Genomic DNA, 14,028 nt, shown 5'->3' on the forward strand with positions numbered 1-14,028 from the left:
CCCCCCCATTGTTTCCAACCCCGTCCCCCCCCGCGCCCCCCCCCAACCCCGCCCCCGGCCCGGGCCCCGCTTTTCCTTTTGCCGGCACCTCCCGGGGCACTACGGTGATCCCATGACCGGGGTGGAGCAGCAGGAACGGACGCGGATCCTGCGCGCCCTGGAAGACATCACCGATTCACTCCAGTCCTCGGCCCTGTCCTCGTTCCTCGATCCGCTGCTCGCCACGGACCTGACTGTTCGGCAGCTCAAGGTCCTCACGGTGCTGGTCACCATCGAGGAGGGTGCGACGGGCAGTGGTTTGGCTCAATCCTTCGGCGTTTCCATGGCCTCCATGTCCGGACTGGTGGACCGGCTTGTGGCTCAGGGCGTAGCTGTCCGCTCGGAAGATCCCGTGGACGCCCGGGTGCGCAGGGTGAAGGCCACCCCGTTGGGCCGGACCGTGGTGCGCCGCCTGGTCGCAGGACGTCCGGAACTGAATTCCGACATCCTGGACCGGCTGCCGCTTGCTGACCTGCAGGCGCTTGAGCAGGGCTTGCGGGCGATCTCCGCCGAGGTAACCCGCAGGGCGCACGCCACGGGATGACTACCGTGCCGCTGCAGCGCCGGGGCCGCAGCGGCAGGGCCGTCATTGCCGTCCGGGCGCCGTGAGCTGAACGTGTCCGGCGCCGTCGGCCGGCAGGACCGTAAACAGGGCCGGCTCCCGGAATCCCCTGTCCGCGAAGGCTGACAGCACCCCGGCACGGACTGCGTCCTCGTCGTCGTGCCGGACCAGGGCAATGGCCGAACCGCCGAACCCGCCTCCGGTCATCCGGGCACCCATCGCGCCGGCAGCGAGGGCGGCGTCCACGGCCAGGTCCAGTTCCGGGCAGGAGACCTCGAAGTCATCCCGCAGGGAGATGTGCGAGGCGGTCAGCAGTTCACCGATGGAGTCCACCGCGCCGTCGCGCAGCTTCTGCGCCACCTGCAGCACCCGCTGGTTCTCACTCAGGATGTGCCGCACCCGCCGCTGCGTCTCATGGTCCAAGCCGGACAGGTCCGCGTCGGCAGGCACTTCGCGCAGCGACTCCGCGCCCAGCGCTGCCGCGCCCCGCTCGCAGGACTGCCGGCGCGCACTGTAGCCGCCGTCGGAGTGGCTGTGCTCCACCCGGGTGTCCATCACAAGCACTGAGAGGCCGTACTCCGCTAGCGGCAGCGGCACAATTTCAGAGTCCAGGCTCCGGCAGTCCAGGAACAGGGCGCCGCCTTCGGCGCCCATCAGGGACGCAGACTGATCCATGATGCCTGTGGGTGCACCCACAAACTCGTTCTCCGCGTACTGAGTCAGGCGGGCCATCCCGGGACGGTCCAGCCCCAGGCCGAGCAGGTCATTCAGCGCCACGATTACGGCCACTTCCACGGCATGCGATGAGGACAGGCCGGCACCCACCGGAACGGTGGAATCCAGGAACAGGTCGAATCCCGGTACGGACGCACCGGCATGCTGCGCCAAGGCGTACACCACACCGGCAGGATAAGCGGCCCAGCCGGCTGCCAGGCCCGGTTCCAGCCCACCGGTGGAGAACTCCGCCCGGGACAGGCCGGTCTGCGCATAGGTGGAGGCGAGGCGGACGACGTCGGTGTCCGCTTCCGGGTCCTGTCCCGGACGGCGCAGGCGCACAGCCACCAAGGCGCTGCGGTCAATGGCAAAGGGCAGGACGAAGCCGTTGTTGTAGTCGGTATGCTCACCGATCAGGTTCACCCGCCCCGGGGCGCACCACACGCCGTCGGGCTCCGCGCCGAAGACCCCGGCGAAGCGGCGGGCCAACGCACCGGCCCGTTCCTCCAATTCAGTGGCGCTGGTTGCGGCGCTCATACCCGGACCTCCCGGAGCCTGGCGGCGGTCTGCTCCGCCGTGGTGTCGTTGATGAAAGCACCCATGGCAGCCTCCGAGCCGGCGAGGAACTTCAGCTTGTCCTCGGCCCGGCGGGGACTGGTCAGCTGCAGGTGCAGCCAGCCCGCCTCGCGGTCCGCATTGGTGACCGGAGTCTGGTGCCAGGCGGAAATGTACGGGGTGGGAGTTTCGTACAACCCGTCCACCCGCCGGAGCAGGTCCAGGTAGACGGCGGCGAGCTCGTCACGTTCCGCCCCGGTCAGCGCGGCCAGGTCCGGAACCTGCCGGTGCGGCACCAGGTGTACTTCCAGGGGCCAGCGGGCCGCGTAGGGGACGTAGGCGGAGAAATGCTCGCCGGACAGGACCATCCGGTCCCCGGCCTCCGTCTCGGCGCGGAGCAGTTCTCCCATCAGGGGCCGGCCATGCTCAGCGAGGTGCAGGCGGGAGCGTTCGGCCAGACGGGCGGCGTGCGGCGCGGCGTAGGGGTAGGCGTAGATCTGCCCGTGCGGGTGGTGCAGCGTGACGCCGATGTCCTGGCCGCGGTTTTCGAACGGAAATACGTGTGCGATGCCCTCCAGCGCGGACAGTTCCTCCGTGCGCTGCGCCCAGGCTTCCACCACCGTCCGGGCCCGGTTATAGGGCAGCGAGGCGAAGGACCCGGTGTGCTCGGGGGTGAAGACCACTACCTCGCAGCGGCCAAACGCGGGCTCGGGGCGGCCCCATAGTTCCCGGCCGCCCGCTTCTCCCGGCTCCGGCAGGGTGCCCAGGGCCGGGCCCAGGGAGGGGAACCGGTTTTCAAACACGACGACGTCGAAGTCTCCGGCAGGGATTTCCGACAGCCGGTGCGCGGTGGTGGGGCACAACGGGCACTGGTCCGCGGGAGGCAGGTAGGTGCGGGTTGACCGGTGGGCGGCAACCGCCACCCATTCACCGGTCAACCGGTCAAAGCGCACTTCTCCGTTGCCGGACCGGGGATCCAGCGGGCGGGCGTCATAGACAGAGTCCACCGGCCGGCCGCCGCGGTCCGTGAAGAACAGCGATTCGCGGCCGTCGGCGAGCCGGTGCCGCCGGTGGACGATGGGCGGCGGCACAGTTCCCTGCGCTGCGCCGGACGTGCTGGACACTTGCTGGCCTCCCAAACCGGATGTGGTGGATCCTGATGACTTCACCGTACCCAGTCCCGCCGGGAGGGACATGATTTCCGGGACATGTATCGCCGTAGGCGGCCTCGCCGCCACCAATGACCGGCCGGCCCAGCGGTGTGGTGGTGGACACAGCATGCCGGCAGGCCCCGTAGGATAGGCCCGTGGTTCCTGGCCGCCATGGGGGTGCGCCGCCACACCATTAGTTCCACAGGAGATACATATGAGCACCACAGCGCGGCTTCGCCGTCTGGCACTTCCGATTATTTTTGCCGGACTGTTGGCTGGCTGCTCCGGCGGCACGGCCCCGGGCAGCCTGGAAGTTGGAGACTGCTTCTCCGCTCCGGAACCGGACTCCGAAACCCGGGAAATCTTCGACGTTGACGTGGTCGAGTGCGAAGAGGCACACAAGCAGGAAGTTTTCGCTGTCGAGGAACAGGCTGAGGGTGACTACCCAGGCGTATCCGAGCTGGAGGCGAAGGCGCAGGAACTTTGCGCCGAAGAGTTCCAGGGCTACGTAGGCACGTCTTTCGACCTGTCGGAGCTGGAAGCCTCCTACATTGTTCCCACCGAGGATTCCTGGAAGAACGATGACCGGGACATCACCTGCACCCTCGGTGCCGCCAACGGCCCCGAGGTCTCCGAGTCCTACAAGGGTTCGAGCCGCTAGGGCAACCACCTTTCGCGTTAGCTGAAAGGGCACTGCCGGCCTCTGGGGCCGGCAGTGCCCTTTTGTTACGTCCGGGACCGGTTGGCAAGTAGTGGGGGTGCCACCCCGTACACTGTGCTGGCGATCACTTTTCTGCTGTTCCGGGGGGTTTGGCAGAACTTGGGTGGCGTGCAGCGCAGCACGTCACCCTCCGGTCATCTGTACGTAACCTGCACCGTTTAACGTCATCTCCGTACAACCGCACCCGTTACCTGATCACCACTGTTCGCCATCACTTGCGCACCCCCTGCCGCCGCCCCTGGGCGCGGCCATAACCCGTCGGCCGCCACGGCCGACCAAGGAGTATGAGGCATGAGACCTTCAATCCGGAAGGCTGTGCTGGGAACAACCCTCTCAGCCGGCCTGCTCGCCGCGCCGCTGACCGCGTTCCCGGCCTACGCCGAGGAGGGCGGCGACCCCGCCGCTCCCGGCATCATTATTAACGAGGCGTACCTGTCCGGCGGCAGCGCCAACGCCCCCTTCAACACCAAGTTCGTGGAGCTCTACAACCCCGGCAGTGAACCCGTCAGCCTGGACGGCTGGTCCCTGCAGTACCGCGCAGCCGGCACCACAACCGCCCCCACCGGCATCGGCACCCTTTCGGGCACCATCGCACCGGGCGGCTACTATCTGGTCTCCGGCGCGAGCAACGGCACCACCGGAGCACCCCTGCCCACTGCCGACGCCACCATCGGCGCCAGTTTCGGCGGCGGAGGCGGCACCCTGATCCTCTCGAACCAGGGCACCCGCGTGGATCCGCTCCCCACCGGCTCGATCACCGGGGCGCCCGGGGTGGTGGACCTGCTCGGATACGGCACCTCCAACACGTTCGAAACGGCCGCCGCCGCGGCACCGGCAGGCAACTCAGACCCGAAGTCGCTGAACCGCACCGGTTTTGCGGATTCAAACAACAATGCCGCTGACTTCACGCTGAACACCTCGGTCACACCCACCTCCACCGCCGGTTCCGTCCCCACCGAGCCGACCCCCACGCCTACACCCACGCCCACGCCCACGACGCCGGGCACTCCCGGAGCCGGGACCGTGCCGATCGCCGCGATTCAAGGCACCGGGGAGGCCAGTCCGCTGATCGGCCAAACCGTGACGACCCGCGGCAAGGTCACCGGCGTTTATCCCACCGGCGGCTTCAACGGGTACTACATCCAGACGCCCGGGACCGGCGGAGACCTTGATCTCGCTGCACACACCGCCTCAGACGGCATTTTCGTCTTCTCGGCGGCCACGGCCGGACAGGTTGCCGCCGGAGAGTACGTGGAGGTCACCGGCACCGTTGGCGAGTACAACGGGCTGACCCAGCTCACCGTCGCTGCAGGCGCCCTGACCAAGCTCAGCGAAGCGGCACCCGAGGTCAAGCCTGCGGCAGTGGCCTGGCCCGCCGCCGAAGCACAGCGCGAAACCCTCGAAGGCATGCTGCTGGCACCCCAGGGCAACTTCACCGTCACGGACAATTTCTCCCTGAACCAGTACGCCGAGATCGGCCTGGCCGCCGGCGACACCCCGCTGGTCCAGCCCACCGCAGTGGCCGCCGTCGGCACTCCCGAGCACGCCGCCGTCGTCGCGGATAACACTGCCCGTGCCGTCAAGCTCGACGACGGCGCCAGCACCAACTTCCTCAACGCCGCCAACCAGGGCAAGCCGCTCCCGTACCTGACCCCGGAGAACCCGGTCCGGGTGGGCGCTGCAGCCACCTTCAGCACCGGCGTGATCCTGGACTACCGCAACAGCGGCTGGAAGTTCCAGCCGCTTACGGAGCTGACCCCCGCCAATGCGGCCACGGTCCAGCCGGCGTCGTTCGAGAACACCCGCACACCGGCACCCCAGAGCGTGGGCGGCAACCTGAAGCTCGCCTCCTTCAACGTGCTGAACTACTTCACCACCACCGGTGACACGGTGCCCGGCTGCTCCTTCTACAAGGACCGCGCCGGCGCACCCGTCACCGTCCAAGGAGGCTGCGACGTCCGCGGTGCCGCCGATGCGGCCAACCTGGAACGCCAGCAGGCCAAGATCGTTGCCGCCATCAACGCCCTGGGCGCCGATGTGGTTTCGCTGATGGAGGTGGAGAACTCCGCCACCTTCGGCAAGGACCGCGACGAGGCACTTTCCCGCCTCGTCGCTGCCCTCAATGCGCAGGCGCCGGGAACGTGGGACTACGTCCGCTCCCCTGCCGATCTGCCGGCCGACGAAGATGTCATCCGCACCGCGTTTATCTTCCGCACCGCAACGGCCGAGCCCGTGGGCGAATCCACCATCCTCGATGACGAAACCGTCTTCTCCAACGCCCGTGAACCGCTGGCCCAGGCCTTCCGGCCCGCCGGCGGCGAAGAGGGCACCGAAATCCTGGCTGTTTCCAACCACTTCAAGTCCAAGGGCTCCGCACCGTCCTCGGGCGAGAATGCCGACACCGGGCAGGGCGGCTGGAACGCGGACCGCGTCCGCCAGGCGCAGGCCCTGGTGGCCTTTGCCGCAACTGCATCCGAGGCCGCCGGCACTGACAAGGTCTTCCTGCTGGGCGACTTCAACGCCTACCACGCGGAAGACCCCATCAAGGTGCTGGCCGACGCCGGCTACGTTGATCTTGGTGCCGCCACCGGCAAGCATTCCTACGCGTTCGGCGGCACGGTCGGCAGCCTGGACCACGTCCTAGCTTCCCCGGCGGCCAGCGACGCCGTCACCGGCACCGACATCTGGAACATCAACTCGGTGGAATCCGTGGCGCTGGAATACAGCCGCTACAACTACAACGCCACCAACTTCTACGCACCGGATCCTTACCGGTCCTCGGATCATGACCCGATTCTCGTGGGCATGGACCTCACTCCCGAAGGTACCGGCACCGCCACGCTGAACCTGTTGAACATCAACGATTTCCACGGCCGGATCGACGCCAACACGGTGCCGTTTGCCGGAACCGTGGAGGAACTGAAGGCTGGTGCGCCTGCCGGCAGTTCACTGTTCCTCTCCGCGGGAGACAACATCGGTGCGTCCCTGTTCGCCTCCTCGGTGCAGCAGGACCAGCCGACCATTGACGTCCTCAACGCCCTCGGGCTGCGGGCATCGGCAGTGGGCAACCACGAGTTCGACGGCGGCTTCGCGGACCTGACCGGGCGCGTGGCCCCGGCCGCCCAGTTCCCTTATCTGGGCGCCAACGTCTACACCAAGGGCACTACCACTCCCGCGTTGCAGGAGTACGAGATCCTTGACGTCAACGGCGTGAAGGTGGCCGTGATCGGCGCCATCACCCAGGAAACCGCCAGCTTGGTCAGCCCCGGCGGCATCAGCAACCTGGACTTCGGTGATCCGGTTGAGGCCGTGAACCGTGTGGCCGCGCAGCTGGTGGAGCAGGACCTGGCCGATGTGATCGTGGCCGAGTACCACGAGGGCGCCGGCAGCGGCACCCCCGACGGCGCCACCCTGGAGCAGGAACTCGGGGAAGGCGGCGCATTCGCTGAAATTGTCAACGAAACCACGCCGCTGGTGGATGCCATTTACACCGGCCACACCCATAAGCAGTACGCCTGGGACGCCCCCGTCCCCGGCGCGGACGGCAAGACCCGTCCGGTGGTGCAGACCGGCTCCTACGGCGAGTTCATCGGCCAGATCAAGCTCGAATACAACGCCGGCACTGATGAGGTCATGTCCTACTCGGCAGCCAACGTGGCCCGCACCAAAACGGCCCCGGCGGACCTGGTCGCCGCCTATCCGGCTGTCGCCGAGGTGAAGCGGATTGTCGACGCAGCCCTGGCGTACTCGGCCGAGGTGGGCAACCAGCCCGTTGGATCCGTCACCGCGGACATCACCACCGCCTTCGTGGGCACTGCCCGCGACGACCGCAGTTCCGAGTCGACCCTCGGCGGGCTGGTGGCAGACTCGCTGCTGTCCACGCTCTCCGCACCCGAACGAGGCGGCGCCGAAATCGGCGTCACCAACCCGGGCGGACTGCGCGCCGAGCTCTACTACGGGCCCGACGGAGTAATCACCTATGCCGAGGCCAATGCCGTCCTGCCGTTCGTCAACAACCTCTGGACCACCACTCTCACCGGTGCCCAGCTGAAAACGATGCTTGAACAGCAGTGGCAGCCCGAGGGCAGCTCGCGGGCTTTCCTGGCCCTGGGACTCTCCGACAACATCACGTACACCTTCGATGCGGACCAGCCGCGCGGTTCCCGGATCCAGAGCGTCACCATTAACGGCGCCGCCATGGATCCGGCCCGCGACTACCGGGTGGGGACCTTCAGTTTCCTGGCGCAGGGCGGTGACAACTTCACGGTCTTCCGGGAAGGCACCAACACCCGGGATACCGGCCTGGTGGACCGTGACGCCTGGATCAGCTATATCTCGGCCAACAGCCCGCTCTCTCCCGACTTCGCCCGGCAGGGCGTAGCGGTCAAGGGCGCACCGGCTACGGCCAAGGCCGGTTCGGCCGTGAGCTTTACGGTGTCGCAGCTGAACCTGACCTCACTGGGCAGCCCCGCCAACACCTCGCTGGCGGTCAGCTTTGTCAACGCGGCCGGCACGGCCACCGCCCTGGGCACCGTTCCGGTCTCCGCAGGATCCGCCGCCATAACGGTGACCATCCCGGCGTCGGCGTCCGGTGCCGGCCGGCTCGTCCTCACGGCAGCTGAGTCCGGCACCACGGTGACCCTCCCGGTCACCGTGGAGAAAGCCGCTGCCCCCGCCCCGGTCTGCAAGGCACCAGTGGCGCCCAAACAGTGGTGGGACGTGCGCGGCTGGGCCCGGTACGCCTACGAACTGGCGCAGTACATCCTGTGCCTGGCCGGCCGGCGGTAACCACGCGGGCCTGAACCGGCAACGGTAAAGCGGAAGCGCCGTCCCCTACCCGGGGCGGCGCTTCCGCCGTTAAGATCGTGCAGGCCGCCGACGACGGCCGGGACAGGAGAAAGCGCATGGACCAGAGCCAGGACGGCCTGCCGGAACGGCACCGGGCAGTCCGCAGCGGCGGCGCTGAGCTGGCAGTCTACGAGTACGGTCCGCCGCCGTCGCCCGGGTCTCCCAGCCTGCTGCTGGTACACGGATACCCCGACGACCACCGGGTTTTCCAGGCCGCGGTGCGGCGGCTGGCCGCCGGACGGCACGTCATCGCCTACGACACCCGCAACGCCGGCGCCTCCCGGGTGGACAACGGCACCGCCGCCGGGCTCTCCCCCTACCGCCTGCCGGCATTGGTGGACGATTTGTATGCCGTCCTGGCCGCAACCGGAACCGGGCCGGTTCACCTGGTCGGGCATGACTGGGGGTCCATCCAGGGCTGGGCTGCCATCTCCGATCCCCGTGCCGCGGACCGGATCCTCAGTTACACCAGCATCTCCGGGCCTGATCTGGCCCATTTCCGGCACTGGCTGAAAGTTCGGCTGCGTTCCCGGCTATGGCCCGAGGCGCTGAACCAGGCGCTGCGCAGCAGCTATGTGGCGGCTTTCCAACTGCCGGTCCTGCCCGAGGCCGCGTGGAAGTACGTCCTGACGCCGCGGTATGAAAAATCCGCGGGCCGGCGCATCGGTGACAACGCCGCCCGCGGACTGCAGTTATACCGGGCCAACATGTTTACCGCCGCCCGTCCGCCGGAGGGACGCTATACCGGCCCGGTTCAGGTGGTGGTCCCATTGAAGGACCCGTTCCTCTCGCCGAAGCTGGTTTCCGGGCTGCAGGAACGCTTCCCCGGGGTGGAGACGGTGGAGGTAGACGCCGGCCATTGGTGGCCCGAGCAGAACAGCAGCGAATTTGCCGATCTGCTGGATCGCTGGCTCGCCCGCCATCCCGGAACCGGCGGCTGATCGGAGCCCCGGGCTGATCGGAGCCCCAAAAACACCGAAAGCGGCAGCCGGCGCGGCTGCCGCTTTCGGGTTGGCACCCGCCGGTGTCAGGAACGGCGGCGCCGGTCCTTGCCGGAGGAACCGCCTTCGCCCTCCATCTCTATTTCTTCCTTGCTCACGTCTTCGCTCACCGTTGCCTCATCGGTGACGGTTTCGGTATCCAGCCGGACACGCTCCACCGGGACGGTCTTCTTATCCACAACCGGCTCTTCGGCGTGCAGCGTCACCTCGTGCTCCTCTTCGCTGATAGCCGGTCCGTCCATCGCAGCATCACGGTTGGCATCGGTGATGGGCTCGCGCTGGATCCTGGCTTCCTCGTGGCTCACCGGGACCGTCTTGGTGACGTTTTCGGTGGTGACGTACTTGCGCAGGCGGGCCCGGCCGGATTCCCGGCTCTGCTTGCCCACGTGCAGCTGCTCCTCGGACCGGGTCATCGCGTCATCGGTTGTGGGACCGGAGGTATCGTGGCCCACCTTGGGGGCATGCTGACCGTGGTTGGAATCCGCAAAGTTGCCGCTGGTGCCCGACGTCGTGGTGGTCCCTGACGTTGTACCTGACGTGGTCCCCGACGTTCCGGCGGTCCTCGAAGTGTCCGTTCCCGATCTGCCGGTTCCGCCGGAAGACGTACCGATGGAGTAGTAGCTGTAAAGCTCGTCCTGTTCCTGCTCGCTGATGTGTCCGTCCTCATCCACCCGGGGAGCATCTTTGATCATGCTCTTGGAATAGGGCACGTGAACCACGGATCCCTCGAGGGTGGCTTCAGCCAGCGGGACAAAGGTTTCGGACGAACCGAAAAGCCCGGTCTTGGTGGTGACCCAGGCCGGCTGCCCGGTTTCGTCATCCAGGTAGACCTCGCTGGCGGAGCCGATCTTTTCTCCGTTGGGCCCTTCAACGGTGCCCTTGTTCAGGATGATGTCGATCTGTTCGGTGGTGATCACAGTTGTCTCCGGTTTCTGCGCGGAAAGCGCTGGTGCTGTTGTGTATTCCCCGGCCCCCTCGAGACTTAGTCTGTTGCGTTAGTCGCCGAGCCCCGCCTTATCCACGCGGCGGTGGAAGCGCATGCCGCCCAGGCCGCCCAGGATGGCCCCGAGCAGTGCCACTGCCGCGGCAATGATCGCGGCGATAATCACCGATGCCGTGGCGTTGCCGCCGATCTCCGGGATCTGTGGGAAGCCGTTGAGCTGGACGAGGATGTTGAACTCGTTGCCGGCAATGGCGGCAATAATCGCCGCGACGATGGCGATGACGACGGCCCACACCCACACCGCAATTCCCTGTTTGATGCCGTTGAACCGGGCCATCCGGCCTGCCACATAGCCGCCGCAGTAGTAGGCGATGAAGAGAATCACCAGCAAGGTAATGGTCCCGGCCACGCTCACCGTGGTGGAGTCAGCGGATGCGGCGTCGTTGTTGTTGGCCACAAGCACCGCGCCGAATGCTGTTGCCAGCGCGCTGAGCAACACCGTGGTGCCGATGGCGGTAAGCCAGCCGAAAAAGGCCGAGCCGATCTTCACACCGCCGAAACTGGCCTTTTCCCGCTCAACCACACCCTGTCTGCTGGTGTCCGCTTCGCCGTCCGCGCCGGTCCGGAGTCCGTCCGGCGCTGGGTTCGCCCCTGCCCGCGGCCGCTGCCCTGCTTGAGGCCGGTCCGGTCCGGTCCCGGATCCCCGTGCGCGGTCTCCCGCCGCGCTGGCACCTGTGCTCATGAGCTGTGTCCTTCCCGCTGGAACTTCCTCAGTGACAGAAATATCTACAGAAGTACCCCCGGTATGGCTACGGTAGGCGTCTGCAGCCGGAAAAGACAGACTGCTTACTAAATTTTTGCCTTGACCTGGCGGAGCCCCCGGGTTCGGGAATGGAACGGGCATATACCGGCGTTACCATCACCAACACACGTCAAGATTAATCAAGGAGAAATCATGACAACGCAGCTCGAAGCAACCTCCCTGGCCCTCACCGATTGGATTCCCGCCAAGCAGTTCATTGGCGGCCAGTGGCGGGACGGACGCTCTGAAAAGGTACTCACCGACACCAACCCCTTCGACGGATCCCAGCTGCTGACCATGCAGCAGGCCTCCCGCGAGGACCTCGACGACGCGTACGCCGCCGCCGAGGAAGCACAGAAGGACTGGGCGGCCCGGACCCCCAATGAGCGCCGCGCCGTGATTGCCCGCGCTGCGGAAATCTTCGACGAGCGCCGCGATGAAATCGTTGCCTGGCTCAACGCCGAGTCCGGCAGCACCATGATTAAGGCCAACATTGAAGTTGCTTCCGCGGCTGCAATCACGCGTGAGGCGTCCACCTTCCCGCACCGCGTCTCGGGCAAGATCATGGACTCCAACACCCCCAACAAGGAGCTGCGGGTCTACCGCGGCCCCCTCGGCGTCGTCGGCGTGATCAGCCCCTGGAACTTCCCGCTGCACCTTTCCCAGCGCTCCGTGGCCCCGGCGCTGGCCCTGGGCAACGCCGTGGTGCTGAAGCCGGCCAGTGACACCCCTGTCACCGGTGCACTGATCATTGCCAAGATCTTCGAAGAGGCGGGCCTGCCCGCCGGCGTGCTGAGCGCCGTCGTCGGCGCCGGCTCCGAAATCGGCGACGCGTTTGTGGAGCACCCCACCCCGCGCATGATCTCCTTCACCGGTTCCACCCCGGTGGGCAAGAACATCGGCGCCCTGGCCGCCACCGGCGCCACCCTGAAGTACACGGCGCTGGAGCTCGGCGGCAACAGCCCGTTCGTGGTCCTCGCCGATGCCGACGTCGATCAGGCCGTCCGGGCCGCAGCCATGGGCAAGTTCCTGCACCAGGGACAGATCTGCATGGCCGTGAACCGGATCATCGTTGAGGACGCCGTCTACGACGAGTTCGTGGAGAAGTTCACCGCGCACGTCAAGACGCTGAACGCCGGCGACCCGACCGACCCGAAGAACGTGGTGGGCCCGATCATCAACTCCAAGCAGCTGGATGGCCTGAAGAAGAAGATCGAGACCGCCAAGTCCGAGGGCGCACGCCTGGTGCTTGAGGGCGAAATCAACGGCCAGGTGCTGTCCCCGACCGTCTTCGCCGACGTCACCAAGGACATGGAACTGGCACGCGAGGAGATCTTCGGTCCCATTGCGGGCATCATGCGCGCCAAGGACGCCGAGGATGCGCTGGCTCTGGCCAACGACACGGATCTGGGCCTGTCCAGCGCCGTGTTCACCTCCAACCTGGAGACGGGTGTTAGCTTCGCCCGCCGCATCAAGGCCGGCATGACCCACGTCAACGATTTCCCGGTCCAGGACGAGGCGCACATTGCCTTCGGCGGCGAGAAGAACTCCGGCCTCGGCCGGTTCAACGGCGAGTGGGCCATTGACGAGTTCACCACCGACCACTCCATCAGCGTCCAGCACGCTCCGCGCGAGTACCCGTTCTAATCCGGTCAATGCACGCCCTCCGGTAGCCCTTAGCCACCGGTGGAACGACGACGGCGGTCCGCACCTTATTGGGCGCGGGCCGCCGTCGTATTACGGCTTGGCTACGCTTCACCGCGACACGCCCGGCGTGTCCGTTGTCCTGTTAGTGTCCCTCTCACCGGCCCGGACACTCCGTGCCGAACTACTGGGGGAATTGATTGGATTGACCGCTTCATTTGTGCGCCGTACCCGGGTGTTTTCCGTGGTTCTTGCATCCGTTGTTTTGCTGACCGCCTGCGGTACCGACAAGGCTTCCGAAGCCTCGCCGTCGAAGAGCGCAACGGCCACGCCGTCCGCTTCAGCGACATCATCGGCTTCGCCGTCTGCGCCGGCGCCTTCGGCGACGCCGACAGCGGCCCCGGTGCCCACGGAGGCGCCCGCTCCGGCAGCACCCACCGTCGTCACCACACCCAACGGCCTGCACAGCTTCACCCTGCCCGCCGGCTGGTCGGCCGTTCCGACCGAACCGCTATGGGTGCATCCAAGCTGCGCTCCATACGTCTCGCCGGCAGCTTTCACGATCTTGGACTCGACCGGAAACCCGGTTTCTGAGTTTTACAGCGGCATCTGCACGGACGGGGCGGCCACCCCCAGCCCCGGCCATGTCCTCTACGACGCCACGGAAATTCCTGCCTACAAGGACATGCATCGGCGGCCGGTCTACTTCCAGTTTGAATCCCGCCCGGTCCACGGTGGCGGGCGCACCTACCACGTCCAGCTCGAAACCGGACTGCCGGATGCAGAGGGGAACGACGCAGGCCCACAGTACGGCACCGTCTACATGGGCGATGGCGCAGCGACATTCAACGCCCTCATCGAGCCGGGCGCCTTCGCCGACGACGCCGCAGCGCGGGCCTGGATGCAGACCGACATGTACCGGCAGCTCAAGGAAATGATGCTCTCGCTGACCTACAACGGCTAGGAACAGAACGACGGCGGGCCCCCCCCAATTGTGGGGGGGGCCCGCGGTAAACCGCGTTGGGGGGGGGGGGGCCCCACCCAAACA

General features: G+C 66.9%; 10 protein-coding genes. 6 read left to right on the plus strand and 4 right to left on the minus strand.

Annotated elements, in window-relative coordinates; translation table 11 throughout:
- Window positions 1–112 precede the first annotated feature (112 nt).
- Window positions 113–583 carry a MarR family winged helix-turn-helix transcriptional regulator gene (locus LOC57_RS13060; RefSeq protein WP_227927072.1) on the plus strand — a complete coding sequence of 157 codons (471 nt, stop codon included), beginning with the start codon at window positions 113–115 and terminating at the stop codon, window positions 581–583.
- A 42-nt stretch (window positions 584–625) separates the two neighbouring features.
- Here LOC57_RS13060 and galK read toward each other — a convergent pair whose 3' ends face one another.
- Both galK and galT read right to left on the minus strand, forming a co-directional pair.
- Complete coding sequence (gene galK, locus LOC57_RS13065) at window positions 626–1,852, minus strand: galactokinase (RefSeq protein WP_229960238.1); 1,227 nt, start codon at window positions 1,850–1,852, stop codon at window positions 626–628.
- Window positions 1,849–2,961 carry a galactose-1-phosphate uridylyltransferase gene (galT, locus tag LOC57_RS13070; protein ID WP_442860729.1) on the minus strand — a complete coding sequence of 371 codons (1,113 nt, stop codon included), beginning with the start codon at window positions 2,959–2,961 and terminating at the stop codon, window positions 1,849–1,851. The genes galK and galT overlap by 4 nt, the downstream gene beginning before the upstream one ends.
- A gap of 274 nt (window positions 2,962–3,235) precedes the next feature.
- On the opposite strand from galT, the gene LOC57_RS13075 reads away from it, so the two are divergent.
- The 3 genes from LOC57_RS13075 to LOC57_RS13085 all read left to right on the plus strand — a co-directional run bounded on the left by LOC57_RS13075 (window position 3,236) and on the right by LOC57_RS13085 (window position 9,531).
- Window positions 3,236–3,682 (plus strand): septum formation family protein, encoded by a 447-nt coding sequence (locus tag LOC57_RS13075; RefSeq protein ID WP_227913241.1) that lies wholly within the window; start codon window positions 3,236–3,238, stop codon window positions 3,680–3,682.
- 351 nt (window positions 3,683–4,033) lie between these two features.
- Complete coding sequence (locus tag LOC57_RS13080) at window positions 4,034–8,530, plus strand: ExeM/NucH family extracellular endonuclease (protein ID WP_229960242.1); 4,497 nt, start codon at window positions 4,034–4,036, stop codon at window positions 8,528–8,530.
- Window positions 8,531–8,646: 116 nt separating this feature from the next.
- The gene (locus LOC57_RS13085; protein ID WP_229960244.1) at window positions 8,647–9,531 is read left to right on the plus strand and encodes an alpha/beta fold hydrolase; all 885 of its coding nucleotides are present in this window, start codon (window positions 8,647–8,649) and stop codon (window positions 9,529–9,531) included.
- Between the two features lie 86 nt (window positions 9,532–9,617).
- On the opposite strand, the gene LOC57_RS13090 is transcribed toward LOC57_RS13085, so the two are convergent.
- Complete coding sequence (locus LOC57_RS13090; protein ID WP_227927081.1) at window positions 9,618–10,508, minus strand: DUF2382 domain-containing protein; 891 nt, start codon at window positions 10,506–10,508, stop codon at window positions 9,618–9,620.
- A 78-nt stretch (window positions 10,509–10,586) separates the two neighbouring features.
- Window positions 10,587–11,276, minus strand: a complete 690-nt coding sequence (locus LOC57_RS13095; RefSeq protein WP_227913234.1) for a hypothetical protein — start codon at window positions 11,274–11,276, stop codon at window positions 10,587–10,589.
- Between the two features lie 213 nt (window positions 11,277–11,489).
- Here LOC57_RS13095 and LOC57_RS13100 point away from each other — a divergent pair, with 213 nt between their 5' ends.
- Together LOC57_RS13100 and LOC57_RS13105 are read left to right on the plus strand one after the other, a co-directional pair.
- Complete coding sequence (locus LOC57_RS13100) at window positions 11,490–12,983, plus strand: aldehyde dehydrogenase family protein (protein WP_229960246.1); 1,494 nt, start codon at window positions 11,490–11,492, stop codon at window positions 12,981–12,983.
- 97 nt (window positions 12,984–13,080) lie between these two features.
- A complete protein-coding gene (locus tag LOC57_RS13105) occupies window positions 13,081–13,944 on the plus strand; it encodes a hypothetical protein (RefSeq protein WP_229960248.1) in 864 nt (287 codons plus the stop codon).
- The last annotated feature ends 84 nt before the right edge of the window (window positions 13,945–14,028 follow it).

Origin of the sequence: Arthrobacter sp. zg-Y750, assembly GCF_020907365.1 — a bacterium.
GTDB lineage: Bacteria > Actinomycetota > Actinomycetes > Actinomycetales > Micrococcaceae > Arthrobacter_B.

What these genes read in the sequence shown, in the direction of transcription:
- galK (WP_229960238.1), bottom strand. Translation starts at nt 1,852, where the DNA reads ATGAGCGCCGCAACCAGCGCCACTGAATTGGAGGAACGGGCCGGTGCG.
- LOC57_RS13060 (WP_227927072.1), top strand. Translation starts at nt 113, where the DNA reads ATGACCGGGGTGGAGCAGCAGGAACGGACGCGGATCCTGCGCGCCCTG.
- LOC57_RS13075 (WP_227913241.1), top strand. Translation starts at nt 3,236, where the DNA reads ATGAGCACCACAGCGCGGCTTCGCCGTCTGGCACTTCCGATTATTTTT.
- LOC57_RS13095 (WP_227913234.1), bottom strand. Translation starts at nt 11,276, where the DNA reads ATGAGCACAGGTGCCAGCGCGGCGGGAGACCGCGCACGGGGATCCGGG.
- LOC57_RS13080 (WP_229960242.1), top strand. Translation starts at nt 4,034, where the DNA reads ATGAGACCTTCAATCCGGAAGGCTGTGCTGGGAACAACCCTCTCAGCC.
- LOC57_RS13085 (WP_229960244.1), top strand. Translation starts at nt 8,647, where the DNA reads ATGGACCAGAGCCAGGACGGCCTGCCGGAACGGCACCGGGCAGTCCGC.
- LOC57_RS13100 (WP_229960246.1), top strand. Translation starts at nt 11,490, where the DNA reads ATGACAACGCAGCTCGAAGCAACCTCCCTGGCCCTCACCGATTGGATT.